Origin of the sequence: Agrobacterium sp. ICMP 6402, assembly GCF_009498615.1 — a bacterium.
Taxonomy (GTDB): Bacteria; Pseudomonadota; Alphaproteobacteria; order Rhizobiales; family Rhizobiaceae; genus Agrobacterium; species Agrobacterium burrii.
The window spans coordinates 1-26,333 of sequence record NZ_QSNV01000012.1; the positions used below are offsets into that span (position 1 = coordinate 1).

Annotated in this window: 24 protein-coding genes; 17 read left to right on the forward strand and 7 right to left on the reverse strand. The window is 60.6% G+C overall.

Translation table 11 applies throughout. From position 1 onward, the window contains the following. Window positions 1-199: 199 nt before the first annotated feature. Window positions 200-1,477, reverse strand: coding sequence for a D-tagatose-bisphosphate aldolase, class II, non-catalytic subunit (locus DXT96_RS23285; protein ID WP_153516677.1), 1,278 nt, complete (start codon window positions 1,475-1,477; stop codon window positions 200-202). Next, a complete protein-coding gene (locus DXT96_RS23290; protein WP_153516678.1) occupies window positions 1,474-2,463 on the reverse strand; it encodes a sugar kinase in 990 nt (329 codons plus the stop codon). Before DXT96_RS23290 ends, DXT96_RS23285 begins: the two co-directional genes overlap by 4 nt. Before the next feature lie 330 nt (window positions 2,464-2,793). On the opposite strand from DXT96_RS23290, the gene DXT96_RS23295 reads away from it, so the two are divergent. From DXT96_RS23295 to DXT96_RS23345, 10 genes are all read left to right on the forward strand, one after another. Then, window positions 2,794-4,107, forward strand: coding sequence for a sugar ABC transporter substrate-binding protein (locus tag DXT96_RS23295; protein ID WP_194287724.1), 1,314 nt, complete (start codon window positions 2,794-2,796; stop codon window positions 4,105-4,107). Between the two features lie 266 nt (window positions 4,108-4,373). Further along, on the forward strand, window positions 4,374-5,144 hold the full coding sequence (locus DXT96_RS23305; protein ID WP_153516680.1) for a galactitol 2-dehydrogenase: 771 nt from the start codon (window positions 4,374-4,376) through the stop codon (window positions 5,142-5,144). 16 nt (window positions 5,145-5,160) lie between these two features. Beyond that, the gene (locus DXT96_RS23310; RefSeq protein WP_153516681.1) at window positions 5,161-6,171 is read left to right on the forward strand and encodes a D-altritol 5-dehydrogenase; all 1,011 of its coding nucleotides are present in this window, start codon (window positions 5,161-5,163) and stop codon (window positions 6,169-6,171) included. Between the two features lie 116 nt (window positions 6,172-6,287). Continuing rightward, window positions 6,288-7,304, forward strand: coding sequence for a LacI family DNA-binding transcriptional regulator (locus tag DXT96_RS23315; RefSeq protein ID WP_153516801.1), 1,017 nt, complete (start codon window positions 6,288-6,290; stop codon window positions 7,302-7,304). Window positions 7,305-7,566: 262 nt separating this feature from the next. Next, the gene (locus DXT96_RS23320; RefSeq protein WP_194287725.1) at window positions 7,567-8,925 is read left to right on the forward strand and encodes an NAD(P)H-dependent oxidoreductase; all 1,359 of its coding nucleotides are present in this window, start codon (window positions 7,567-7,569) and stop codon (window positions 8,923-8,925) included. A 17-nt stretch (window positions 8,926-8,942) separates the two neighbouring features. Continuing rightward, window positions 8,943-9,245, forward strand: coding sequence for a putative quinol monooxygenase (locus tag DXT96_RS23325; protein WP_149901475.1), 303 nt, complete (start codon window positions 8,943-8,945; stop codon window positions 9,243-9,245). A gap of 12 nt (window positions 9,246-9,257) precedes the next feature. Continuing rightward, window positions 9,258-10,160 carry an NAD(P)-dependent oxidoreductase gene (locus DXT96_RS23330; RefSeq protein ID WP_153516683.1) on the forward strand — a complete coding sequence of 301 codons (903 nt, stop codon included), beginning with the start codon at window positions 9,258-9,260 and terminating at the stop codon, window positions 10,158-10,160. A 21-nt stretch (window positions 10,161-10,181) separates the two neighbouring features. Beyond that, window positions 10,182-11,177 (forward strand): DctP family TRAP transporter solute-binding subunit, encoded by a 996-nt coding sequence (locus DXT96_RS23335; RefSeq protein WP_149901473.1) that lies wholly within the window; start codon window positions 10,182-10,184, stop codon window positions 11,175-11,177. Between the two features lie 55 nt (window positions 11,178-11,232). Continuing rightward, window positions 11,233-11,781 carry a TRAP transporter small permease gene (locus DXT96_RS23340; RefSeq protein ID WP_153516684.1) on the forward strand — a complete coding sequence of 183 codons (549 nt, stop codon included), beginning with the start codon at window positions 11,233-11,235 and terminating at the stop codon, window positions 11,779-11,781. Then, window positions 11,778-13,058, forward strand: coding sequence for a TRAP transporter large permease (locus DXT96_RS23345; RefSeq protein WP_149901471.1), 1,281 nt, complete (start codon window positions 11,778-11,780; stop codon window positions 13,056-13,058). The genes DXT96_RS23340 and DXT96_RS23345 overlap by 4 nt, the downstream gene beginning before the upstream one ends. 24 nt (window positions 13,059-13,082) lie before the next feature. Here the strand turns inward: DXT96_RS23345 and DXT96_RS23350 are convergent, their stop codons facing one another. Together DXT96_RS23350 and DXT96_RS23355 are read right to left on the reverse strand one after the other, a co-directional pair. Then, a complete protein-coding gene (locus DXT96_RS23350) occupies window positions 13,083-13,979 on the reverse strand; it encodes a LysR substrate-binding domain-containing protein (protein WP_153516685.1) in 897 nt (298 codons plus the stop codon). Between the two features lie 85 nt (window positions 13,980-14,064). Next, window positions 14,065-15,273, reverse strand: coding sequence for an MFS transporter (locus DXT96_RS23355; RefSeq protein WP_153516686.1), 1,209 nt, complete (start codon window positions 15,271-15,273; stop codon window positions 14,065-14,067). A 123-nt stretch (window positions 15,274-15,396) separates the two neighbouring features. Between DXT96_RS23355 and DXT96_RS23360 the strand changes: the two genes are divergently transcribed. Beyond that, window positions 15,397-16,251 (forward strand): helix-turn-helix domain-containing protein, encoded by an 855-nt coding sequence (locus DXT96_RS23360; RefSeq protein ID WP_153516687.1) that lies wholly within the window; start codon window positions 15,397-15,399, stop codon window positions 16,249-16,251. Here the strand turns inward: DXT96_RS23360 and DXT96_RS23365 are convergent. Next, complete coding sequence (locus DXT96_RS23365; protein ID WP_153516688.1) at window positions 16,248-17,138, reverse strand: helix-turn-helix domain-containing protein; 891 nt, start codon at window positions 17,136-17,138, stop codon at window positions 16,248-16,250. The two genes, DXT96_RS23360 and DXT96_RS23365, sit on opposite strands and share 4 nt — an antisense overlap. Before the next feature lie 93 nt (window positions 17,139-17,231). On the opposite strand from DXT96_RS23365, the gene DXT96_RS23370 reads away from it, so the two are divergent. From DXT96_RS23370 to DXT96_RS23395, 6 genes are all read left to right on the forward strand, one after another. After that, on the forward strand, window positions 17,232-18,503 hold the full coding sequence (locus DXT96_RS23370) for a sugar ABC transporter substrate-binding protein (protein ID WP_153516689.1): 1,272 nt from the start codon (window positions 17,232-17,234) through the stop codon (window positions 18,501-18,503). Window positions 18,504-18,768: 265 nt separating this feature from the next. Further along, window positions 18,769-19,629, forward strand: a complete 861-nt coding sequence (locus tag DXT96_RS23375; protein WP_153516690.1) for a carbohydrate ABC transporter permease — start codon at window positions 18,769-18,771, stop codon at window positions 19,627-19,629. Next, window positions 19,626-20,462, forward strand: coding sequence for a carbohydrate ABC transporter permease (locus tag DXT96_RS23380; RefSeq protein WP_153516691.1), 837 nt, complete (start codon window positions 19,626-19,628; stop codon window positions 20,460-20,462). Before DXT96_RS23375 ends, DXT96_RS23380 begins: the two co-directional genes overlap by 4 nt. Before the next feature lie 11 nt (window positions 20,463-20,473). Beyond that, complete coding sequence (locus tag DXT96_RS23385; protein WP_153516692.1) at window positions 20,474-21,559, forward strand: ABC transporter ATP-binding protein; 1,086 nt, start codon at window positions 20,474-20,476, stop codon at window positions 21,557-21,559. A gap of 38 nt (window positions 21,560-21,597) precedes the next feature. Continuing rightward, window positions 21,598-23,601 carry an aldo/keto reductase gene (locus DXT96_RS23390; RefSeq protein WP_153516693.1) on the forward strand — a complete coding sequence of 668 codons (2,004 nt, stop codon included), beginning with the start codon at window positions 21,598-21,600 and terminating at the stop codon, window positions 23,599-23,601. A gap of 315 nt (window positions 23,602-23,916) precedes the next feature. Further along, entirely contained in the window at window positions 23,917-25,149 is a 1,233-nt protein-coding gene (locus DXT96_RS23395; RefSeq protein ID WP_153516694.1) for a Xaa-Pro peptidase family protein, read from the forward strand. A gap of 7 nt (window positions 25,150-25,156) precedes the next feature. Here DXT96_RS23395 and DXT96_RS23400 read toward each other — a convergent pair whose 3' ends face one another. Both DXT96_RS23400 and DXT96_RS23405 read right to left on the reverse strand, forming a co-directional pair. Next, on the reverse strand, window positions 25,157-25,474 hold the full coding sequence (locus tag DXT96_RS23400) for a cupin domain-containing protein (RefSeq protein ID WP_153516695.1): 318 nt from the start codon (window positions 25,472-25,474) through the stop codon (window positions 25,157-25,159). 42 nt (window positions 25,475-25,516) lie between these two features. After that, window positions 25,517-26,254: a FadR/GntR family transcriptional regulator gene (locus tag DXT96_RS23405; RefSeq protein ID WP_149901459.1), complete on the reverse strand. Its 738-nt coding sequence runs from the start codon at window positions 26,252-26,254 to the stop codon at window positions 25,517-25,519. Window positions 26,255-26,333 lie beyond the last annotated feature (79 nt).

Consider the following 26,333-nt stretch of genomic DNA (forward strand, 5'->3'; position numbering starts at 1 on the left):
CATCCACACCAGCAATAACAGCACCGATGGCGCAAGCATTACCCGCGCAAGGCCGCTCGTGTTTCGTGTTGCCATTGGTAGTCCTCCCTCACGAATACAGTTATAAGTTTGAGCGGGATTTCAGATGAAAACCGCTCGCACTTCCCCCATTTCGCTCCGGCGGCCTCTGCCGCAGGGGCATCCGGATTTATGATTGCCGTCAGTGGCGGCCTTCGCCCGTCGCCGCGTGATAGGTCGCCAGCACCTGATCCACAGCCGCGATCAAAATCTCTTCCGCGTCCTCGCCCGCAACCGTTGCGAGCGGCAATTCGCCGAGATATTGGCGCAGCAGGGTTTCGGGAATAGTCTTCCCATCCAGCGCCTTATGCAAGGCGGAAACGGCTGCAAGCGCCTCCGGTCGCGTCCAGTAATAGCGGATGCGGTCGCTGTAGCTATAGTGGCGCTGCAATCGGAGCGTGATGTCGTCACCATGGTAATGGCCCTGCCAGTCGCCCGGTGCGCTTAACATCAATTTTTCCATGGTCCGCGCCAGCGGCCGCTCACCATAAGAGCCGACCATTTCGGAGGCGATCATATCAAGGGCGTAAAGCGCTTCCCGGTAAGCGAAGGTCAGGCCCGGTCCCACTTTGAGGATCGGATATCCGTCATGCACGAGGGCGGCGAGCGCGGTCTCGGTCTGGTAATCGGTCGAATGGGCTTCGAAGACCAGCTGCGGTTCGCCGTCCAGCACGGCGCTGAGCGCTGTGGCCGCCTGCGGATCATAAGCGACGACATTGTCGCTGCCGAATTCCACGCCGGGCTGCACGACAAAGGCGATGACCCGTTCGAACGCTTGCGAAAGACCGTGCTGCGCGAATATTTCGCGGTGCAGATCGATGGTGTTGCGCGCCGCCTGCGGCTGCGTTGGTGCGACCGTGTCCAGCACGTGGTCTGCACCGCCCGGTACCGGCACTTCGGTGCCGAGAATATAAAGCGGCTTGGGCAGGCCGGCCTCAGCGGCGGCCTTTTCGGCGACGGCCGCGAGTTTCGCGGCGCGGTGGGCAATCGTCACGTCGTCCAATGCCGCCGGCTCACCGGCGCAGCCCATCGAGGCATCGAGGTGGATCTTGCGAAAGCCCGAGGTCACATAGGCCTCGACCATGGCGGCGGCTTTTGTCAGCGCTTCCTCGGCCTTCTCCTTGCGCCACGGGTTGGGGCCGAGATGATCGCCGCCGAAAATCAGAAGCTCGCCGGGCAGCCCTTCTTCCGAAGCGATGGCGTTGACGAAGGCGATAAAGTCACGCGGGGTCATGCCGGTATAACCGCCGAGATGATTGACCTGATTGCAGGTCGCCTCGATCAGCACGGATGTCCGGCTGGCGGCGGCACGGCGGATTGCGGCGCGCAGGACGACGGGGTGGGCCGAACAGACGGACGTGATGCCCGCGGGCTTGCCGGCGCGACGCGCCGTGGCGAGATTTTCCAGAACCCCGGTCATAGCGTTTCCTCCGACAATTGTGTGGCGATGAAGGCGTCAAGTTCGGCAAGGCTGGCGGCACCCTCCATCGGGCCGCGCCTGATGACGTTGTGGGCGCCTGATGCGTTTGCATAAGCGAGCGCCTGTCGGGGATGCATGCCGAGGCGGCGGCAGGTGAGGTAGGTTGCGCCGAAACAGTCGCCGGCACCCGTTGGGTCGATTTCCTCCACCCTCAGGCCGGGGGCGTCGATGCGGCCATGGGCGCGGCTGAAATGGCTTGCGCCGTTAGCGCCGCGTTTCAGCACGATCTCGCCGATGCCCGACGCGAGCAGCTTTTCGATCGCCGCGTCCTCGTCATCCAGACCCGAGGCGGCCTGAAGCTCCTCGCCGGAGGGCAGCAGGAGGTCCGTGACGCCAAGGAGATCATCGATCAGCCTGCGGCCTTCGTCACCCTGCACCAGTTCCTTGCGAATGTTCGGATCGAAGGAGACCGAACCGCCGCGCGCCTTGATGTTTCTGATTGCCTCGACAATGATCGCGCCAATGCCGGCAATCGCAAAAGCCGATCCCATGACGTGCACATGACCCGCCTTTTCGATGAGCGCCTGCGCCTCATCCGTCATCCGCGTTTCGCTGGCCGCCGAATGGGCAATGTTGAAAACGAAATCGCGTGCGCCGTTTTCGCGGTAGCGCACGAAAGCGCTGCCGGTCGGCCGGTCCGCTATGGTGGCGATGGCCGAGACATCCACGCCGTCGCGACGCAGCCGCTCAATATTGAGGCGGCCGAAATCATCGTCGCCCACCGCAGCGATGATGCCGGCGGTCCCGCCGCACCGCGCCACCTGATCGATGAAGATGGCGGGCGCGCCGCTCGGAAAAGGGCCGATCAGCGTCTGCGGCTCCAGAAAACCGTTGCCCACCGTCGTCGCCATGATCTCCACGAGGATTTCGCCGGCCGTGATGGTCGGGCCTTTCATGTGCGGCGCCAGTGCGGATGCCTGCCTCATCGTCTCCTCCATATACAGTCGGCTCCCATCCTTCCGGCGGGCAAAAATCCCGGGAATTCCGGGTTCGTTGTTTTCCGGATATCAGTTAAAATTTACGCGCGTCAAGATATTAAATGATGAAAAACATGTTGCGTCGCAGCAAGAGAAATCGGCTTGCTAATAATTTTTGTTGACAATATTCGCTATAAAACAAAGGTTTAACGTCTTTTGCGCAAGCGTTGTCACGTCCTCGTTTATTTTTGGATGTTGACAACAAGCGCGGTTTTGCGAGATAAAAAATTTACGCATGTATTATTGTGCGTGGACATCCGTAAAGGAGGAGCGGGTCTCATGAACAAATTCATCGGAATTCTGTCGTCGTCTGTGGTGGGAGCAGGCCTTCTGGCCGGGCTGGCACAGGCGGAAGAAATCAACATCGCCACCGTCAACAATGGCGACATGATCATCATGCAGAAGCTTTCCAGCGCCTGGGAGAAGGAAACTGGAAATAAGATCAACTGGATCGTGCTGGAAGAGAATGTTCTGCGCGAACGGGTCACCACCGATATCGCCACCAATGGCGGCCAGTTCGACGTCATGACCATCGGCGGTTACGAAGCGCCGATCTGGGGCAAGCAGGGCTGGCTGGCCCCGGTCGACGATCTCGGCGACGATTACGATTACGCCGATCTGCTAGACCCGATCAAGAAGGGCCTGACGGTGGATGGCAAGCTTTATGCCGTGCCGTTCTACACCGAAAGCTCGTTCACGCTTTACCGCAAGGACCTGTTCGACGCCGCCGGCCTGAAGATGCCTGACAATCCGAGCTACGCCCAGATCAAGGATTTCGCCGCCAAGCTGACCGACAAGTCGAAACAGCAATATGGCATCTGCCTGCGCGGCAAACCGGGCTGGGGCGAGAACATGGCTTTCCTCGGCACCATGATCAATACCTATGGCGGACGCTGGTTCGACATGGACTGGAAGCCGCAGCTGACGAGCGAGCCGTGGAAAAAGGCGATCGCCGATTATGTGGCGCTGATGAGCTCTTATGGTCCGCCCGGTGCGGCCGCCAACGGCTTCAACGAGAACCAGACCCTGTTTTCCTCCGGCCGTTGCGCCATGTGGATCGACGCCACCTCGGCGGCGGGCCGCGTCTATGATCCCAAGCAGAGCCAGGTTGCCGACAAGACCGCTTTCACGCGCGCGCCGGTCGAAGCGACGCCGAACGGGTCCAGCTGGTCGTGGTCGTGGAACCTTGCGATCCCGAACACCACCAAGAAGCTGGAAACCGCCAAGTCCTTCGTCAAATGGGCGACATCCAAGGCCTATGTGAAGACGGTCGGCGAAAGCGAAGGCTGGGTCGCGGTGCCGCCGGGGACGCGCAAATCCACCTATGAGTTGCCGGAATACAAGAAGGCCGCGCCCTTTGCGGATACGGTGCTGAAAGCCATCATGTCCGCCGATCCGTCCAAACCGACAAAGGATCCGGTTCCCTATACCGGCGTGCAATTCGTCGCCATACCGGAATTCCAGTCCATCGGCACGGTTGTCGGCCAGCAGATCGCGGCAGCCCTTTCCGGCCAGCAGACAGTAGAAGCGGCGCTCGATGGCGCGCAGAAACAGGTCGAGCGTGACATGACCCGCGCGGGCTACATCAAGTAGCCGCGTCCTCCCGACGTGCCGCCCGTTCGCCTTCTGGTGGCGGGCGGCATGGGTGGGTTCACACACCCGCCGCCCTCATTCCTGTGCTTGTCACAGGAATCCAGCCAGCCCAAGTCCTTGGGCTGAAAAGACTCTCTCGCCGCGTAGACACGCGTCGGCTGGATTCCTGTGACAAGCACAGGAATGAGGGGGGTGGAAAAATCGCATCTAACAACAAACGCAGGGCCGAATTCATCGACTGCCCGCCATGCATCACGGAGATCGACATGAGATTGAACAACAAGGTTGCGCTGATCACCGGCGCTGCCCGCGGCATCGGCCTTGGTTTTGCGCAGGCTTTTGCCGCTGAGGGTGCAAAGGTCATCATCGCCGATATCGATATCGCCCGCGCGACGGCGTCCGCCGCCGCCATTGGCCCCTCGGCAAAGGCGGTGCGGCTGGATGTGACCGACCTCACCGGGATCGATGCGGTGGTAAAGGCGGTGGATGAGGAATTCGGCGGCATCGATATTCTCGTCAACAATGCCGCGATCTTCGATATGGCGCCGATCAACGGCATTACCGAAGAGAGTTATGAGCGGGTGTTCGACATCAATCTCAAGGGGCCGCTGTTCATGATGAAGGCTGTCTCCAATGTGATGATCGCCCGGGCGCGCGGCGGCAAGATCATCAATATGGCAAGCCAGGCCGGACGGCGCGGCGAGGCGCTGGTGACGCTTTATTGCGCCTCCAAGGCGGCGATCATTTCCGCCACGCAATCGGCGGCGCTGGCGCTCGTCAAACACGGCATCAACGTCAACGCCATTGCGCCGGGTGTCGTGGATGGCGAACACTGGGAAGTGGTCGATGCGCATTTCGCCAAGTGGGAAGGACTGAAGCCCGGCGAGAAGAAGGCGGCGGTGGCCAAATCCGTGCCGATCGGCCGTTTCGCCACGCCTGATGACATCAAGGGGCTGGCGGTTTTCCTCGCCTCTTCCGACAGCGATTATATTCTCGCCCAGACATATAATGTCGATGGCGGCAACTGGATGAGCTGAAAAGCCGGAGATGACCATGCATGCCATTCAATTCGTCGAGAAGGGACGCGCCGTTTTGGCGGACCTTCCCGTCGCCGATCTGCCGCCGGGCCACGCCCTTCTCCGGGTCAAGGCTTCCGGCCTGTGCTACACCGATATAGACGTGCTGCATGCGCGTTATGGTGACGGTGCGTTTCCCGTTATCCCGGGGCACGAATATGCCGGCGAAGTTGCGGCCGTGGCTTCCGATGTGACAGGCTTCAGGGCCGGTGACCGTGTGGCCGTCGATCCCAATTTGCCATGCGGCATCTGTGCCAGTTGCAGGAAGGGGCTGACCAATCTTTGCAGCTCGCTGAAGGCCTATGGCGTTTCCCACAATGGCGGCTTTGCGGAATTCAGCGTTGTGCGCGCGGATCACCTGCACGGCATTGGTTCGATGCCCTATCATGTCGCGGCACTTGCCGAACCGCTCGCCTGCGTCGTCAACGGCATGCAGAGTGCTGGCATCGGTGAGAATGGTGTGGTGCCGGAAAGTGCGCTGGTGTTTGGCGCCGGTCCCATCGGCCTGCTGCTTGCCCTGTCGCTGAAAGCACGCGGCATTGCGACGGTGACGATGGCCGATATCAATGAAAGCAGGCTGGCCTTTGCCGAAAGTCTCGGGCTTAAGGTGGCAGTTTCCGGCTCGGAAGCACTGCTTCGGCAAGTAAAATCTTTCGATTTTGTGGCCGATGCGACGGGTATTGCCCCCGTCGCGGAAGCGATGATCCCGCTGGTTGCGGATGGCGGCACCGCGCTGTTCTTCGGTGTCTGCGCGCCGGATGCCCGCATTTCGGTGGCACCCTTCGAAATCTTCCGGCGTCAGCTGAAGCTTGTCGGGTCGCATTCGCTGAACCGCAACATACCGCAGGCGCTTGCCATTCTGGAGACGGATGGTGATGTCATGGCGCGGCTGGTGTCGCATCGGCTGCCGCTTGCGGAGATGCTGCCGTTCTTTACGAAAAAACCGTCCGATCCGGCGACGATGAAAGTGCAATTTGCGGCCGAATGATCTTTTGGCCGTTGATAACCGCGTTCGACCGGCTTTTCGTGCGAAGGCCGGTCGATATAGAGTACCACATGTAATATTTCATGGGGGCAAGCACTTTGGCCAAATCTATCAGGACGATGGAAGAGTTTTCGGAATTCGTCGGCCTTTCCCGCCCGACCGTTTCGAAATACTTCAATGATCCGGCCTCGGTCCGCAAGAAGACGCGCGACGCCATCGAGGAAGCGCTGAAGAAATCGGGCTTTCGGCCCAACATCTTCGCGGTCAACCTCAACCGCCGCCGCTCCAATATCATCGGCATCATCATTCCGAATTCGACCGACCCCTTCTATATGGCGCTGACGAGCCGTATCGAGCTGATCGCCAACGAGGCGGGGTTCCTCGCCTTCGTGCTGTCGTCGGATGGCAAGGCGGAAATCGAAGACCGCGCCATCCGCACCTTCAAGTCGATGAATGTCGCGGGCGCGATCATCGCCCCGCTCGGCGTCAAATCGCACCGCGCCACGCTGGAGCAGCTCGCGGCCAGCATTCCGATCGTTTATGTCGATTCGCCGCTCGATGAGACCTCGGCCTTTGTCGGCACCGATAATCGCCAGAGCGTGGGGCTGATGGTGGATTACCTCTGCCGTTCGGGTGAACCGCCCTGTTTCTTTGACATGCCGCAGGTCAACACCAACGCCGCGACACGCCGCACCGCTTATGTGGAGGCGATGCAGCGTCTCGGTTTCGAACCGCATGTGCTTGAGGTGCCGGATATCGTCACCTGGGATTTCGAGCGTTTCGCTTTTGATGAGGCCGGCCGGTTCTTGGACCGGACGGAGCTTCTGCCATCGCGCACCATCCTGTGTTCCAACGACCGTATCGCCTTCGGCGTCATTGCCGCCGCTTTCCAGAAGGGCATCAGGGTCGGCCATGGCGCGGATTACGATCTCAGGGTCGCCGGCCATGACGACCATCCGCTGTCGCGTTATGCCTGTCCGCCGATTACCACGGTGGCGCAGAATTACAACGAGATCGGCAGGCTGTCGATCGAGCTTCTGCTACAGAAGATGAACGAGGGGGCGGATGATGCCGCCACCCGGATGCGGGAGCGCATCCTCCTCAGCGCCGATCTGATGCTGCGCAAATCAGCCTGATGATCTGTTAGAAAAATTAAACGAAAAATCTGATTTTCTAAATAGAACTAATATTTGAACGCTCCTACTCTGTTCTCAAGGTTGCTTTGGGAGGCGACCGCGAGAGCCGGCGCAAAAGCGTGCCGGGATCCGGGAGGAACGCAGAAACGTCATGTCGCCGGTGCCGCGAGGGTTGACCCTTCGCCGCCTCGGTATCGCATGGCCTTCGCCGGGCAGACTGGACACTCTCGCCAGCAATTTCCCCAGCGAAGGATGTCAAAACATGAATCTCTATTCTCTTCTGTCAGCGCGTGCAGCCGGCGGCAAACCTGTGCGGGTTGGTCTCATCGGTGCCGGCAAGTTCGGCTCCATGGTGCTGGCGCAGGCGCAGCGCATCGCCGGTTTCCATATGGTCGCCGTTGCCGATCTCAATGTCGGCAAGGCCCGCGAATCGCTGGAACGCGTCGGCTGGGCGAAGGAGCGTTATGATGCGACGAGCTGCGCCGACGCGCTGAAAAGCGGCAAGACCTATGTTACCGATGATGTGAACGAGCTTTTCGCCTGCGGCGAAATCGAATGCGTCATCGAGGCGACCGGCCACCCGCTGGCCGGTGCGCGCCATGCGCTCGGCGCCATCGAACACAACAAACATGTCGTCATGGTCAATGTGGAAGCCGACGTCATGGTCGGGCCGATCCTGGCTGAAAAGGCGCGGGCCAAGGGCCTGATCTATTCCATGGCCTATGGCGACCAGCCGGCGCTGATCTGCGAGCTGGTGGACTGGGCGCGGGCTTCCGGTTTCGAGGTGGTCTCCGCCGGCAAGGGCATGAATTTCGAGCCGCGTTATCGTTATTCGACACCGGACACGGTCTGGAGCTATTTTGGCTGGACGGACGAGGAAGTGGCCAAGGGCGACTTCAATCCGAAAATGTACAATTCCTTCACCGACGGCACCAAGGCGGCCATCGAAATGGCGGCGGTCGCCAACGGGACGGGGCTGGATTGCCCGGATGACGGTCTGGCCTTCCCGCCCGCCGGCCTGCATGATCTCGCCCGCGTCTTCCGCCCCGCAGCCGACGGCGGCCGCATGGCGCGTTCCGGCCTCGTGGACATTGCCGCGAGCCAGGAGCCTGACGGACGCGAGGTGTTCAACAACATCCGTTACGGCGTTTTCGTCACCTTCAAGGCGCATAATGAATATGCCCGCGCCTGCTTCAAGCAATATGGCCTGCTGACCGATCCTTCCGGCTGGTACGCCTCCATGTGGCGTCCGTTCCACATCATCGGGCTGGAAACCTCGATCAGCGTGTTGTCCGCCGTGCTGCGTAACGAGGCCACCGGTTGCTCCAAGGAGTTCCGCGGCGATGCCGTGGCCACGGCGAAGAAGGATATGCAGCCTGGCGAAATGCTTGATGGCGAGGGCGGTTACGCGGTCTGGGCCAACGCCATTCCGGCCACCCGCAGCCTCGACATCAAGGCGCTGCCGATCGGCCTTGCCCACAATGTCAAGCTGAAGCGCGCCATCAAGAAGGACCAGATCGTCAGCTTCGACGATGTCGAGCTGGTGAACGATCTTGATGTGGTGAAGCTCCGTCAGGACATGGAAAACAACTTCCGCCCGCAAAAAGACGCTGCGGCGTAATGGGCGGAGAAACCGAAATGTCGAACGGTGCTTTTGTGGTGATCGCGGAATTTCGGGTGAAGCCCGGTTCGATGGACGCCTTTCTCGCCGCCGCGCGCGATGACGCCACCCATTCGGTTCAGGACGAACCGGGTTGCCGGCAATTCGACGTGGTGCGGCCGGAAACGGGAAACAATGTGGTGTTCTATGAGGTCTATGACAGCCGTCAGGCTTTCGACGACCATCTGAAAACACCGCATCTCGACCGGTTCCGCGAGGCTTTTCCCGCCCTCATCGAAGAAGAACTGCCGGTACGCTTTTTAAACCGGCAATGGCTCTGAAAGATGGAAACGATGGCTGACATTCGCCAGATCGCCGTTATCGGAACGGGTATCATGGGAGCCCCCATGGCGGGGCGTCTGGCGGAAGCCGGGTTTTCCGTCAAGGCCTGGAACCGCAGTGCTGAAAAAGCTGCGGTTCTGGCGGCAAAGGGCGTGCAGCCGGCGGCCACGGCTGCCGAAGCTGTGGCCGAAGCCGATGTCGTCATCTGCATGCTGAGTTCCGGGCCGGTCTGCGACGAGGTTCTGCTCGGTGCCTCGGGTGTCGTTTCCGTCATGAAGCCCGGTGCTATTCTGCTGGTGATGAGTTCCATCCCGGTCGACAGCGCACGGGAACAGGCGGAGGCGGCAAAAGCTCATGGCGTCGCTTATGTCGACGCACCGGTTTCCGGCGGTGAAAAAGGGGCGATTGAAGGAACGCTCGCCATCATGGCCGGCGGAGAGCAGCGGGATGTGGACGCCTTGCGGCCACTCCTCAATTGCCTTGGCCGCGTCACCCATGTCGGGCCGGTGGGCTGCGGCTCATTGGCCAAGCTTGCCAACCAGTTGATCGTCGCCTCGACAATCTGCGCCGTTGCCGAAGCTTTGACGCTGGTTGAAGCAGGGGGAGCCGACCCGGCGCAGGTGCGGCAGGCTTTGCTTGGTGGTTTTGCCGATTCCACCGTCTTCCGCCAGCACGGAAAACGCATGGTGGAAGGCGATTTCCGCCCCGGCGGGCCGGCGAAATATCAGGTGAAGGATACGTCGACGGCGCTGGCTTTCGCCAAAAGCCGTGGCCTGAAGTTACCGGTTGGCGAGGAGGTTGACCGGCTGTTCCGCTCCATGGTCGAGCATGGTGCGGGCGAGCTTGATCACAGCGGCGTGATCCTTGAAATTAAACGCATAAACGCGTTCGGAGGAACGCGCGAAACAGTCTAGAGACAACAAAGGGAGGAACACATGAAAATTTCAAAACTTTACGGGCTGGCTCTCGCCGCCACCATGCTGGTCGCATCGATTGCACAGGCCGAAACACTCACTCTTTCGACGCCGGATCCGGATAATTCCGAAATTACGCTGGCCGCCAACAAGTTCGCGGAGCTGGTGTCGGCAAAAACGAATGGCGAAGTCACCGTCAAGGTCTTCCCGAACGGCTCGCTTTATGGCGGCGATCCGTCGGGCGCCGTCAAACAGCTGGCGGGCGGATCGCTCGACATGCTACTTTTGGCGACATCGCTTTATGCGAATTTCGACCCGCGTTTTTCGGCGATCTCCATTCCCTATCTTTTTGACGATGAAGAACAGCTTCGCACCTATCTGGAAGGTGAGCAGGGCAAGGAGCTGATTGCCGGGCTGGAAAAGATCGGCATCAAGGCGGTAGATCTGTGGCCGCGCCCCTTCCGCCAGATGACCAATTCCAAGCGCCCGATAACCTCGCCGGATGATCTCAAGGGTTTGAAGTTCCGCGTTCCCAACAATCCGCTCTGGGTGGAATTCTTCAAGAAGATGGGCGCCGCACCAACGCCGCTCGCCTTTGCCGAGGTCTATAATGCCCTGCAGCTGAAAGTCGTCGACGGGCAGGAAAATCCGATCAACGTGCCGCTGTCGGCAAAATTCTACGAGGTGCAGAAATACGTCTCGATCACCAACCACATGGGTGACGGCTGGGTGCTGGGCATCAGCCCCGCCAAGTTCAATGCGCTCAGCGATGCGCACAAGGCGGCCGTCGAGGAGGCGGCGAAGGAAGCGGAAGTGTGGAAGGTGCAAAACGACGCCTCGAGCGCGGAAACGACGATCGCCGAACTGCAGAAACACGGCATGGAGGTCAATCGCCTGACGCCCGAGCAGCAGAAGGCGTTCGTGGAAGTCTCGAAGGGTCTTTATCCCGTCTTCGCCGGGCTGGTGAAGGATCAGGCTTTCTTTGACAAGACGATTGCTGCCGTCGGCAAGAAATAAGGCAATCAGGTCTTCCGGGCCGGCGCACAGCCGGTCCGGTCGGGAGGACAGGTTTATGGACGAAACGTCATCATTTTTCGGCAGGGTCATCAGATTGGCGACCGACGTGCTGGCCGGTCTGGCCGCCATCGGGGTTCTGGCTGTCGTGCTTTTGCAGGTGTCGACCCGTATGTGGGGAAGCCCGGTTTCCTGGACCGAGGAAGCGACACGATATCTTTTCATATGGATGGTGTTCCTGGGTGTGGCGGGCAGCTTCCGCACCGCCGACATGGCGCGGGTAACGGTGTTCATCGCCCTGATGCCGGCCTTTGTGCGGCGTCTCGCGCTGCCCATCTACGTTCTGTCGTCGGTCGTCTTTTTCGGCCTGATGATCTGGACGGGCTGGACGCTGGTGCGCCAGCAATATGTGATGAATGAAGCCGCCGCCACGCTTGCCACGCCCATGTGGATGATCGGCGTCATCATTCCGCTCAGCGCGGCTCTCGGCATTGCCGCCATCGTGGAATCCCTGCGCCAGCATCGCGACCGCATCGAGCTGCCGGAAGGCCTGCAGCCTCTGGCCGATGCCGATCTGGTCGCTGGAAATATGGAGAAACGGCCATGAGCCTGACGCTGCTTGGACTTTTCCTTCTCATGAGCGCCTTCGGCGTTCCGCTTGCCGTCGCACTCGGACTGGCCAGCGTCGCCTCCATCGCGCTTTACACATCGATGCCGATGGACCTTCTGGCGCAAACCATGTTTTCGGGCATGAACTCATTCCTTCTGGTCGCGGTGCCGCTTTTCATTCTTGTCGGTGTTCTGATGGAACGGGGCAAGGTCGCCGAACGGCTGTTTGACTTTGCCGAGGCGATTGTCGGCTGGCTTCCCGGCGGTCTCGGCCACGTCAATGTCGCCTCGTCGGTGATTTTCGGCGGTGTCTCCGGTTCGTCCGTTGCCGATATCGCCTCGATCGGCGCTATCGAGATCAAGGCCATGGAGCGTCACGGTTTTCCGAAGGGATATGCCGTGGGACTGACGCTCTGCACCTCCACGCTTTCTTCGATCATCCCGCCGTCGATCCTTATCGTCATCGCCGGCTCGGTCGCGAACGCTTCCATCGGAACCCTGCTCGTGGCAGGGTTGGTGCCGGGATTGTTCCTCGCATTCGTCTTCATGGTCTACAATCACATCTATGCGGTGCGCAACGGCTTCAACCCGCCCACGCCTTTTAATGTCCGGCGTGTGGTGACGACCGGCCTTGCGGCCATCCTGCCGATGCTGACGCCGGTGATCCTGCTGATCGGTATTGTCGATGGCTATTTCACGCCGACGGAAGCGGCCGGCATTGCCGTTGTCTACACGCTGTTTCTGGCCGTCATACTTTACCGCACGATCCCGTTTTCGGCGCTGCTCGGCATCTTCATGGAAACGGCGCGGACATCCGGCTCGATCCTGTTCATCGCAGCGACGGCAAAACTGGCGGCCTGGGTTTTCACCTTTGACGGCCTGCCGGCGCAGGTTGCGGTTTTCCTTGGCCATATCAGCACCGGGCCGACCATGGCCATGGTTCTGATCTTCCTGTTCCTCATCGTCGTCGGCATGTTCATGGATGCGATTGCCGCCATGTTCATCCTGATCCCCGTGCTTATGCCGCCGGCCGTCTCGCTTGGGGTCGATCCGATCCACTTCCTGATCGTCATGGTCATCACCCTGACGCTTGGGCTTGTCACGCCTCCGGTCGGTGTATGCCTGTTTGCGGTGGCGCAGGTGGCAAAAATGTCGATCGAGGATGTGATCAAGGGCTCGCTTGCGCCGATGTCCATCCTTGTCGCCGCAATCCTCGCCCTTGTGCTGTTCCCGGATCTGACACTCGCGCCGATCAGGCTGATGGGTCTTTACTGACGCGGAGCCGGACTGCCTGAAACATCAGACAACGCGACGGGTTTGCCACTCGTCGCGTTGTTTTCGCATCCACTCCAGAAACAGCATGACTTTTCTCTGCCGCAGATGGGAATGCGGGCAAACGATCCATTGCGTCACGAGCTTGATACGCGGCGCGTCCGTCACGGCCGGGACCAGCATTTTGTCCTGCAGCTCCCGCTCCATCATCAAGGTGCTTTCCAGCGCCACGCCGATGCCGAGCACGGCAGCATCGATGGCCATGTGGCTGCGGTCGAACAGGACGCGCCGCCAGCGCTTTTCAGCCGTGACACCGGCCAGCGGAAACCAGTGGTTCCATTGCGCCTGCGCCTTGACCGAGTGGATCAGCCGCTGGTTCTGCAAGTCTTCGGGCAGAAATTTGCCCGCACCCGGATGGTTTGGTGAGCAGACCGGCAGGAATTCCTCCTCCACCAGCCCTTCCACGAACAGTCCCGGCCAGCGGCCATCGCCATGGCGAAGCTCGATATCGACGAGTTCCTGCGAAAAATCGGTCGGTTCATTGGTGCCGTCAAGGCGCACTTCGAGTTCGGGGTGCTCCTCCAGAAAAGAGCCGAGGCGCGGCAACAGCCATTTGTTGGAAATGGTGGGCGTCGCCCGGATCGTCAGCGTCGTGACCGAACGGAAGCCGCGAATGCTGTCGGTGGCGTCTGATATCTGCTCGATCTGGGCGGTGATCATCGAGAAATAGCGCTCACCGGCTTCCGTCAACGTCACCTTGCGGCCAGTGCGCGCCATAAGCGTCGTGCCGAGCTGGCCTTCCAGCAACTGGATCTGCTGGGAAACGGCCGATGGCGTCACGCTCAACTCTTCCGCCGCCCGCGAAATGCTGCCCGCCCTTGCCGCGGCGTGGAAAACGAGGATCGATTTTATGGGGATTTGCATGGATAGGGCTTTGCTCAACGGATTACGGCGGTCACCTGAGTATCACAGGTGACCGCCGTGTTGAAAAGCGTTGAACGCGAAGCTCTTAGCGGTGGCTTGGCAGTTTTGGCAAAAGCACCGTCAACAGGCCGAGCAGCGGCATGTAGGAGCAGATGCGATAGACGAATTCGATGCCTTCCTTATCCGCATAGACGCCGAGAACCGCAGCCCCGATGCCGCCGAAACCGAAGGCGAAACCGAAGAACATGCCGGCGATGAGACCCACACGACCCGGCACCAGCTCCTGCGCGAACACGACGATGGCCGAGAAGGCGGAGGAGAACACGAAGCCGATGACGACGACGAGAATGGCCGTCCAGAACAGGTTCGCATAGGGCAGCATCAGCGCGAAGGGAATGACGCCGAGGATCGAGAACCAGATGACGACGCGCGAGCCGAACCGGTCGCCGATCGGGCCGCCGAAGAATACGCCCAGTGCCGAAGCGCCGAGGAAGAGGAACAGCAGAACCTGCGCATCCTGTACGCCAAGGCCGAACTTCTCGATGGTGTAGAAGGTGAAATAGCTGGAAAGGCTGGCGAGATAGGCGTTTTTGGTCGCGGTCAGAACCACCAGCACCGCCAGCGTCATCATCACGGTGCCGCGTGCGAGCGGCAGGGTGCGGCTGGCCGGGGCCTTGCCGACATTCGCGCGCCGGTGGCGGGTGTACCAGACGCCGACCCAGGACAATACGCCAAAACCAACAAGCGCAATCACTGAAAACCAGCTGAGGCTGGACTGGCCGAGCGGGATGACGATGAAGGCGGCGAGCAGCGGGCCAATGGCCGTGCCGGTATTGCCGCCAACCTGGAAGAAGGATTGCGCCAGACCATGACGGCCGCCGGAGGCCAGGCGTGCAACGCGGGAGGCTTCGGGATGGAAAATGGCCGAGCCGATACCGATGAGGCAGGCGCCAATCACCAGAACCTCGAAACTATGGGCGAAGGCGAGCGTGATGAGGCCGGCGCAGGTGGACAGCATGGCGACCGGCAGGGAGAACGGCATGGGCCAGCGATCGGTCACCATGCCGACGACCGGTTGCAGCAGCGATGCGGTAACCTGAAAGGCGAAGGTGAGCAGGCCGATCTGCATGAAATCGAGCGCGTAATTGGCTTTCAGCAGCGGATAGAGCGACGTCAGCAGCGATTGCATGATGTCGTTCAGCATGTGGCAGAAGCTGGCGGCTGCGATGATCGAAAACGCCGTGCGTTGCGGGTTGAAGCTGTTGCCGGCGCTGGCGCTGGTGACGGTGGCCATGATGTAGTCCTCTTGGGTTCCCGGCGGAAGACGGGAAACATGTCTTTATTTCCTCCCGCTTTTATTCATATTGTTTCTGGCCTGCATCTGTGTTCTGGACGATTTTCTTTGTGAGTGGGCCAAATGGCAAAAATCAATTCCGTGATGTTCGGCTCCTTTTCTGCCGAAGATCATAATTACATGCTGAAACTGATCGATGGCACCAACGAGCCGGTGCTGGCGATTTGCCGCACCTACGCCAAGGGACACCGGGCGCCAGTCCACAGCCATCTGCGGGCGCAGATCTGGCACGCCCGCCAGGGTGTGGTTCTGGTCAGCACCGCAGATGGTCGCTGGATGATACCGCCCGGCCACGGGCTGATTATTCCCGCCGGGCTGGAACACGAGTCGGAGACCATCTCGACGGTGGAAATGCAATCGATCTACGTGCATCCCGACCTGTTTCAGGCCGAAGTGCCGCGGGTGGTGGAAATCACCGATCTCGCCTCAAGCCTGATTGCCGAATTGCTGGGCGAGGAGCATCAGCCGACCGCTTTTCATCGGCGCGGTCTGGTGCGGGCGCTGTTGCTGGACGAGATCAACCGCCTGCCGGACCGACCGCTCGGATTGCCTTTTCCCGATAATGAGCGTCTGGCGGCGCTGTGCCGGGATTTCCTGAAAAAGCCGGTGGCGCGGGTGGAGATCGATGACTGGGCGGCGGCCATGGGTATCAGTCGGCGCTCGTTTACGCGGCTGTTCCGCAGGGAGCTGGGGGTGAGTTTCGTCACCTGGCGTCAGCAGGCCTGTATCTTCGCCTCCCTGCCGCGACTGGCGGCCGGCGAAGCGGTGACGAATGTGGCGCTGGATGCCGGTTATGAAAACATCCCGGCCTTCACCACCATGTTTCGGCGCATGCTGGGCAGCTCGCCCCGGGCCTATCGTCAGGCGGCGCGGCAGCGCAGCGCTGCGTTTTCCGATCTGGAAGACAGCGCGGATTAAGCCGCAGTTGCCCGCATGTCGCGGCGGAAATCGGAAGGCGACATGCCTGATATCTGGCGGAACGCCTTGTTGAAGGCGCTGACGGAGCCGAAGCCGCTTTCCATGGCGATCTGCAATATATTGTCCTTGCCGGTCATCAGCATCGCCTGTGCGCGGGAAAGCCTGAGCAGGGTCAGATATTTGATCAGCGTCATGCCGGTGGATTTGCGAAACAGGTTCATCGCATATTTCGGATGCAGCGAGGCGGCGCGGGCGATCTCGGTTGCGTCTATGTCGTCGAGAAAATTGGCGGCGATGAAGTCGCACATGCGCACCACGCCGATGGAGGGCGCCATGCCTTCGTCATCGCTCTCCCGTTTGCCATTCACGGCGGCAGAGATGATGGAATAGGGCTCAAGGAACATGCGCTCGACCCTGAGCAGCAATTCCTCCACGGCGTGCTGGGCTTTGGCCGGATCGCCCGAAGTGACGTAACGGAACCAGCGGCCGAAATTTTCCGCGTCGGCCCGGTCCGTCTCACCGCTCACCATCGTCGCACCACCCATCAACAGGCCGGAGACGGCGGCGGGCAGCCGCATGCGGAAGAAATGCACCAGCGGCAGGTGCGCGCCGGTATAAAAGGAATCGTCGGAAGAGCGATCCATCTGGTGCGGTTGTCCGCCCCAGAAGATGCACATCTGCCCGGCATTGAGCGTCAGGTCATGATCGCCCATGCGGTAATGCACCGATCCCGACATCACGTAATTCACCTCTACCTGCGCGTGCCAGTGGGGCCGGAGCATGATGGGCGGATGATTGTGAAAAAGCTGCAGCGTCGTCGGCATGCCTTCGATGCTGCTCGCACCCGGCTGGTAAAAGGCTCTTTCAGCAATCTTACTTTCCGCCAAATCGATGTTCCCTTTTTACGAGACAGATTTCCTGCCGCCGCTAATGTGCCCATGTTCGCTAAAGAACGGCAATTGAAAAAAGGGAGGTTTTCAATGTGCTTTAAATTTCTTGGCGCGTCTACGGCTCTGGTGCTCCTCGCAGCCCCGGCTTTCGCGCAAACAGAAACCGTCACCATCTGGAGCTGGAATGTCGCGGCTTCCGCGCTGAAATCCACGGTGGAAGGCTTCAACAAACAGAATCCTGACATCAAGATCGTCGTTGAAGACCTTGGAAACAATCAGGTTTTTGACAAGACGCTGGCAGCTTGTGCGGCCGGTGGCGATGGTCTTCCTGACATAGTCACCGTCGAGAATTTTGAGGCGGAGCTGTTCTGGAGCCGTTTTCCCGATTGTTTCGCCAATCTGACCGAGCTTGGCTACACGCCTGAGAAACAGGCGCTTTTTCCGGATTTCAAGCGCACGGAGCTGGAGGTTGACGGCACCGCCTACGCCGTTCCGTGGGACTCGGGTCCAGTGGCAGTGTTTTATCGCCGCGACTTCTATGAGAAGGCAGGTGTCGATCCGGCAACCATTAAAAGCTGGGATGATTTCATCGCCGCCGGCAAGAAGGTCATGGCCGCCAATCCCGGCACCGTCATGGCGCAGGCCGATTTCAACGGCGACAGCGAATGGTTCCGCATGATCGCCAATGAGCAGGGATGCGGTTACTTTTCGACCGATGGCGCAGGCATTACCATCAACAAGCCGGCCTGTGTCGCGACCCTTGAAAAGGTCAAGGAAATGAAGGATGCGGGCATCATCACGGCCGCGATCTGGGATGAGAAAATTCAGGCCAATACGGCCGGCAAGGCCGCAAGTCAGATGTATGGCGCCTGGTATGAAGGCACGGTTCGCTCCGGTTCTCCCGATCTCTCCGGTAAGTGGGGCGTGTATCTCATGCCGAGCCTGACGCCCGATGGTCCGCATGCGGCCAATCTCGGCGGCTCGTCACTGGCGATCAGCTCGACATCCAAGAACAAGGAAGCCGCGTGGAAATATATCGATTACGCGCTCACCACCAATGAGGGGCAGGTGACGATGCTGAAATCCTTCGGCCTCGTTCCATCGCTGCTTTCCGCCATCGATGATCCTTTCGTGAAAGAAAAGCAGCCCTATTGGGGCGGGCAGGCGGTGTGGAGCGATATTCTGGCGACCCTGCCGAAGATCGTGCCGAGCCGTGGCACGGCGTTCCAGTCGGATGCGGATGCGATCTACAAGGCGACGCAGACGAAATATTTCGCAGGCGGGTATCCGGATGCGAAAGCGGCGCTGGATGATGCGGCCAAGCAGATTGAAACGGCCACGGGTTTGCCCGTCGCGGAATAAGGCGACGGTTTATGGGCCGAGCGGGTGCCACGAATTTCTTCTCCCCGAGGGGGAGAAGTCCGCGGCAGCGGGATGAGGGGGCAAGGGTGCGATTTGTCACTGGCGTTGCCCCCCCATCCGACCCTTCGGGCCACCTTCTCCCCCTCGGGGAGAAGAAACCTGCCGCACTGCCTTGCTATGGCCTCGCCCTCGCCCTGAAATGGGGCCGGCCTCTTCCAAGCTCTTTCCATTTATCCGGCTTATCATCCGGCATCTGGAGGTCGTCATGCCGTCTAGGAACAGGATCGCCTATGCGTTCCTTGCGCCCTATCTCCTGATTTTCGCCACCTTCTGGGTCTGGCCGATCATCAGTTCGTTCATGCTGTCGTTCCAGAATACGCGCATCAATCCGTGGCGGTTCGCACCCTCCATGAACTGGGGGCGGCTGGTTACCGATCCGGCATTTTATAATGCGCTCTACAATACGCTGATCATTCTGGTCATTCAGGTGCCGGTCATGATCGCGCTTGCCACCGTCATGGCAGTGCTGCTGAACTCGCCGCTCCTGAAGGTGCGGCCGCTTTACCGTTTCGCCTTCTTCGCGCCTGTGGTCGTCGGCGAAGTCGCCTATGCGGCTGTCTTCAGGCTGATGTTCAGCGCCGATTTCGGCATCATCAACAAGCTCATCACGTCCATTGGCCTTTCGCCCATTTCCTGGTTCGACAATGCCAATGCGGCCATGGCGCTGGTCATCATCGCCGTCACCTGGCGGTGGGCGGGGTATAATGCCATCATCATCCTCGCAGGGCTGCAATCCATCCCCGGCGATGTCTACGAGGCGGCGACGCTGGACAAGGTCAGCAAGCGCCAGCAGTTCTTTTACATCACGCTGCCGTTGCTTAAACCCATCATCCTCTTCTGCGTCGTCCTGTCGGTCATCGGCACCATGCAGCTTTTCGCAGAACCCTTCCTCATCACCAACAGGGGCGGGCCGGGCGGCGGCACGGAGACGCTGGGGCTGTTCCTGTACCGGCAGGGCTTCACCTCGCTCAATTTCGGTTATGCCTCGGCCATTGCCTACACCATGGCGGCGCTCGCCATCGCCATTTCCCTGCTTAATCTCTGGGTCGGGAGGGAGCCGAAATGAGATCGAAATCCAGAACGCTTTTCTGGCAGAAGATCGCGCTGCATGCGGCGCTGACCCCGCTTGCCATCATCTGGCTGTTTCCGCTGTGGATGATGTTCGTGTTCTCGACCATGCCGGATTATGGCATTTTCAGCCCTGACATCGTGCTGGTGCCCTCCACCAACTTCATCGAGAACTTCCAGAACCTGCAGGCGGACACCAATTTCCTGCGGGCCATGTTCATCTCGATCACCGTTGCCGTCATCTATACCGTTCTTTCGGTGTTCCTGACGTCGATGGCGGGCTGGGCGCTGGCGCGGTATCGTTTTGCCGGTCGCGGGGTGGTGATCGCCATCATTCTCGGCACCATCACCCTGCCTTTCGCGGTCGTGGTCATTCCGCAATTCATCATGGTGGCGCGGGAGTTCAAACTCGCCAACACCTGGGTGGCGCTGATCGTGCCGCCGCTGTTCAACTCGCTCGGCGTTTTGTTCATGCGGCAATCCTTCTCGATGATGCCGACGGAGCTTTTCGACGCGGCACGGGTGGAAGGCGTCAAGGAATGGCAGATCTTCCTGCGCATCGCCTTGCCCTTGGCGCGGCCCACCATGGCGGCGCTCTCCATCATTCTCTTCCTGGCCTCGTGGAATAATTATCTCTGGCCGCTTCTCATCAATTCCCGCCCAGGAATGATGACCGCTCCCGTGGCGCTTGGCACCCTCATCGGGCTCACCAAAGTGTCATGGGGCGGCATCATGGCGGGGGCGGTGCTGCTCACCGCGCCCATCCTCGTGGTTTTCGTGGCTTTGCAGCGCCACTTCATCGCCGGCATTTCCGCCGGGGCAGTCAAGTAAGGGGAGGCCGCATGGCGGAACTTTCGCTCAAGAACGTGGTCAAGCGTTATGGCGCGCTGGAAGTCATCCACGGCGCCGATCTCGATATTGCCGATGGCGAATTCGTCGTTTTCGTCGGTCCCTCCGGCTGTGGCAAATCCACGCTGCTGCGCATGATCGCCGGGCTGGAAGATATATCCGACGGTGATATCAGCATCGGCGGCAGGACGGTCAACGATGCCGATCCGGCCGATCGCGGCATTGCCATGGTGTTCCAGTCCTATGCGCTTTATCCGCATATGACGGTGGCCGAAAACCTGTCCTTCGGCCTTAGAATGAACGGCAATCCCAAGGCCGATACGCAAAAGCGCGTCAGTCGCGCCGCCGACATCCTGCAGATCAACGAATTGATGCAGCGCCGGCCGAAGCAGCTTTCCGGCGGCCAGCGCCAGCGCGTCGCCATCGGCCGCGCCATCGTGCGCGAACCGCAGGTCTTCCTGTTCGATGAGCCCTTGTCGAACCTCGATGCGGAGCTGCGGGTGCAGATGCGGGTGGAAATCTCGCGGCTGCACAAGCAGCTCGGCACCACGATGATCTATGTGACCCACGACCAGACCGAGGCGATGACGCTCGCCGACAAGATCGTCGTGCTGCGGGCAGGCAATATCGAACAGGTCGGCGCGCCGCTCGATCTCTATGACGATCCCGCCAATCGCTTCGTTGCCGGTTTCGTCGGTTCGCCGAAGATGAATTTTCTCGACGCCACTATCATCGGCAGCGGCGCGGAGAGCGCCACGCTGTCGCTCGACAGCGATCCCGCGGTGCGGCTGACCCTGCCGATAAGGGACCGTTTGAACGAAGGAAGCAAAGTCTCGCTCGGCATCCGGCCCGAACATTTTGCCGATGCGGGTGGGGGTGATGCCGATCTCACCGTGCATGTCGATGTCGCCGAACATCTCGGCAATACAAGCTATGTCTATGCCCGTACCGCAGGCGACGAGCAGCTTATCATCGAGCGGCCGGAATCGCGCGATGTCGGCAATCGCGACCGGCTGACGGTCGGCCTTTCCGCCCGCAAGGCCTTTCTTTTCGATAGCGACGGCACCCGCCTGCGCTGAACCTTTTCCCAAGCACCCACATCAAAGACGAGGATTTCATGACGACCGAACAACCGATCCGCTGGGGCATCATCGGCCCGGGCACCATCGCGAGAACCTTTGCTGACGGTATCGCCCATTCCCGCACCGGCAGGTTAGAGGCCATCGCCACCCGCAATCCGGATAAGCCTGGCCTTGCCGAGGCTTTCGCCGGTGCGCGCATCATCCATGGGTACGACGCGCTGCTTGCCGATCCCGATATCGACGCGGTTTATATCGCCACACCCCATACCGGCCATGCCGAATGGGCGATCAAGGCGATCCGCGCCGGCAAGAACGTGCTGGTGGAAAAACCCATCGCGCTTTCCGCCTATGACGCCGACGCCATTTTCCACGAGGCGAAAAAGGCAGGCGTTTTCGCCGGCGAGGCCTATATGTATCGCCTGCATCCACAGACGGCGAAACTGGTCGAACTGGTGAAGAGCCGTGCGGTGGGCGATATCCGCATCATCCGCTCCAGCTTCGGTTTCAACATGGGCTCGTTCCGGGCCGATCACCGGCTTTTCGCCAATGAAACGGCGGGCGGCGGCATTCTCGATGTCGGCGGTTATCCGGTTTCCATGGTGCGGCTGATCGCCGGTGCCGTGGAGGGCAAACCCTTTGCCGAGCCGGAAAAGGTGGCGGGCGTCGCCCATCTCGGCCAGTCGGGTGTGGATGAATGGGCCTCCGCCGTGCTGAAATTTTCAAACGGCATCGTCGCCGAAGTGTCGTGCTCGATCATGGCGGGGCAGGACAATGTGCTGCGCATCATCGGTTCGGAAGGCCGGATCGAGGTCAAGGATTTCTGGTTCGCCGCCGGCCACAAGGGCGGCACCGGCCGGATCGATATCATCAGGGGCGACAAGGTCGAAACCATCGAGGTGCCGGAGGATCGCTGGCTTTATTCCTTCGAAGTCGATGCGGCCGGCGAAGCAATTCGCCAGGGCAAAAAGGAATTCGATGCACCCGGCATGGCCTGGGCCGATAGCCTCGGCAATCTGCGTGTCATGGACCAGTGGCGGGCTTCCGTCGGGCTGGAATACAGCGTCGAAAAGGCGACATCGCGCAGCGGAAATATTGCCGGTGGCACGGTCGTTGCCGGAAATTCGGTTCCGAAGCGGCAGATACCGGGCCTTGCCAAACCGGCCTCCGTGGTCGCGCTCGGTTTCGAGTTCTTCCCCAATTTCGCCTCCGCATCCCTGACGCTGGATGCCTTTTACGAGGCGGGCGGCAATCTCTTCGATACGGCCTATGTTTATGGCGCAGGCAGGACCGAGGCGATTTTCGGCGACTGGCACACCAGCCGCAACGTGCCGCGCGAGGAAATCGTGCTGATTGGCAAGGGCGCGCATTCGCCGCTCTGCTACCCGGATGTGATCGCGCGCCAGCTCGACCAGTCGTTGGAGCGACTGAAAACGGATTATGTCGATGCCTATTTCATGCATCGCGATAATCCCGACGTGCCGGTCGGCGAATTTGTCGATGCCATGGATGCCGAAGTCCGGCGTGGACGCATTCGCGGCATCTTCGGCGGATCGAACTGGACGCGGGAACGCATGGATGAAGCGGCGGTTTATGCGCAGAAGAATGGCAAACAGGCCCCCGGCGCGCTTTCCAACAATTTTTCGCTTGCCGAAATGCTCGATCCCATCTGGGCGGGCTGCGTTGCTGCATCTGATGACGAGTGGAAGACATGGCTGCAATCGTGCCAGATCCCCAATTTTGCCTGGTCCAGCCAGGGGCGCGGTTTCTTCACCGACCGGGCAGGGCGCGACAAGCATGACGATGAGGAGATCGTCCGCGTCTGGTATTCCGACCGCAATTTCGACCGCCGCGACCGGGCAATCGAGCTTGCGCAGAAACTGGGCCGCCACCCGATCCACATCGCGCTCGCTTATGTCATCGCCCAGCCTTTCCCGGTCATTCCGCTGATCGGGCCGCGCACGATTGCGGAGCTGGAGGACAGTCTTTCGGCGCTGGATATCGCGCTGACGGATGAGCAGGTGAAGTGGCTGGAGGCTTGAAAGACAATGAGGCGGCGGGTTTCCCGCCGCCTCTGTTCGATAGGCAATACGGTGCCACGTGTTTCTTCTTCCCGCCGGGGAGAAGGTGGCCCGAAGGGTCGGATGAGGGGGCAAGCTCTCCGAATATCTCTACCCTTGCCCCCTCATCCCGCTGCCGCGGACTTCTCCCCGGCGGGGAGAAGAAACAAGTTGCATCCGCTCGCTTCAACTGGCGATTCTCAGGGTGGAGATGTTATCTTCCACCTTCTTTCCTCTCCCGGTGACTGCTAAAGCCTAGGTTCAGAAACGCGTTGCCAAACAATCACCGGGGTTCCCATGACCGATATCAACCGAAGCCGTGCGCAGCAGCTGATGCGGGAGGCGGAGATTGAGGCGCTGGTGCTGTTCCAGCCCGAAGCCTTCCGTTATGCGCTCGGGGTTCCTGCCGGCGTGGCGACGATGTGGGGCAGGGCGGGCTCAGCGATTGCGCTGGTGCCGGCAGACGCCGGGGCAGGGCTCGCCGCCGTCGTCAGCGATCATGCCGCCGCGCTCGTCGGGAAGGCCGCGCCTGATGTCGATCTGCGCTGCCATCGCATCTGGATCGATATGGTCGAACTTTCGGGTGTAGAAGCCGCCACGCAGGTGGACGATGCCTATCGCCGCAACAATTCCGGTGGGCCGCGGCCGGAGACATTCGATCGTGCCGCCTGTTTCGGCCTGCTCTCCGATCTGCTGCGGGAGCGTGGGCTGTCTGCGGCGCGCATTGGTGCCGACCTCGAATTCATGCCCGCCGCCGATTTTTTCGCTTTGCGTCAGGCCCTTCCCGGTGTGACCTGGGTGGACGGTTCGACGGTGCTGAAACGTCTGAGGGCGGTAAAATCCGAACGCGAAATCAAACTTCTCAGGCAGGCGGCAGCCGCCGCCGAGGCTGGGTTGGTCGAGATGGCCGCCGCCGTCCGACCGGGAGCAGCTCTTGGTCAACTCTCCGCCGCCTGGAAATCCGGCGTGCAGGCATATGCTGCAAAATCCGGTTTTTCGCTGAGCGGGCATTGGGACTATATTTCCGTCGGTCCGGCCCTGTCGGATATGACGGCGGCGGTCACTCCGGGCGCGCTGATCAAGGCCGATGTCGGCACGCTGGTAGACGGTTATTCCTCTGACGGTGCGCGGACCTTTTCGTGGGGGCCGGTCTCGGCTCTTGCTGCCGATATTTTCAAGGCGCTGGAAGCGGCTTTCGCCTGCGGGCTGGAAGCGCTCCGCCCCGGCAATAGCTTTGGCGCGGTGCACGCCGCCATGCTGGCCTCGATGCGCAGGCAAGGTTTCGGCGAATATTATCGCGGTCATTTCGGCCATTCCGTCGGCGGTGGCGTTGGTATCGAGGAATGGCCGTTCTTTTCCCATGACAATCCGGAAATCATTCTTCCCGGCATGGTGGTTGCGCTCGAAGCGCCTTTTTACGGCGAAGGGATGGGCGCACTGATGATCGAGGATCAGTTCCTCGTGACATCAACAGGCGCAGAGTGCATGAACAGCCTGCCACGCACTCTCAAGGATTTATCCGGGGACTGACGCCGGTTTAGAGAAAGTCGTCGCGGCGCGGGGTGAAGCAATCGATCAGCTCACCCTCTTCCAGACACAGGCAGCCGTGTTCGACATGGCCGGGAATGATCAGGCTGTCGCCCTTTTGCAGATCATAAGCTTCGCCATCGCGGTAAAAGCGGAAGCTGCCGCTGGCGACGTAGGTGGACTGCACATGCGGATGGCTGTGCAGCTTGCCTTCCGCGCCAGTCTTGAAACGGAAGGACACAACCATCAGCTCTGGCGCTTCGGAAAGCACGGTGCGCTCCACGCCGTCATCGGGCGAAACGGTGGGGAATTTGGGAAGCTGCTGCATGTCGTTCTCCTTGGTCTTTTAATGCGGTTGAGGCCGGCCGTCTCAGCGCGGCGCGCGCAGCATGGCGCGATAACGCGTCTGGCTGCTTTTCAGATGGTTGCGCATGGCGCTTCGCGCCGCGTCCTCGTTGCCGTCCTGTATGGCGATCAGGATCGCTTCATGTTCGCCGACGAGGCGGCTGAGATCGGCGGGGGAAAGCACGGTTTCCGAGCCGTTTTCGGCCACGGCGCGGCGCGGAATGACGGTTGAGCCGAGCACCTGCAGGAACTCGCTGAAGCGCGGATTGTTGGTCGCTTCGGCCACGGCAAGATGAAAGGCGAAATCGGCTTCGGCCGTGGGAATTCCCTTTGCGGCGCTGGCGCGGAAGGCGTCGAAGGCCTCGATGATCTTTTCTTCCTGCGCCGGAGAGCGGCGAATGGCGGCAAGGGCAGCGGCATCGCCTTCCACGGCGGTGCGCAGTTCCAGCATTTCGATCAGCGAGGAAACCCGGGCGAGATCGACATTGTGAAAGGGGCGTCGCTCCACGGGTGCGGGCTCCAGCACGAAGACGCCGGCGCCCTGACGCGGCTCGACCAGACCGTCGGAGCGCAGCGAGGCGATGGCCTCGCGCACCACTGTCCGGCTCACGCCGAATTCCTGCGTCAGCTGCGCCTCGGAGGGCAGGCGCTCGCCCGTCTTGTAACGGCCCTTGGCGATCTGGCTGCGGAGTTCCTCCGAAACCTTCACCACAAGCGTCTTGGCTTGCGGAGCTGCCGGTTCGGAGGTTGTCGCTTTTGTCATCTGTGTCGCCGTTCTAAAAAGGGTGCGGGGTTGCTTCCGGATGTCCTCGATACGTTATTCGCGGCCCGGCTTGCAATCC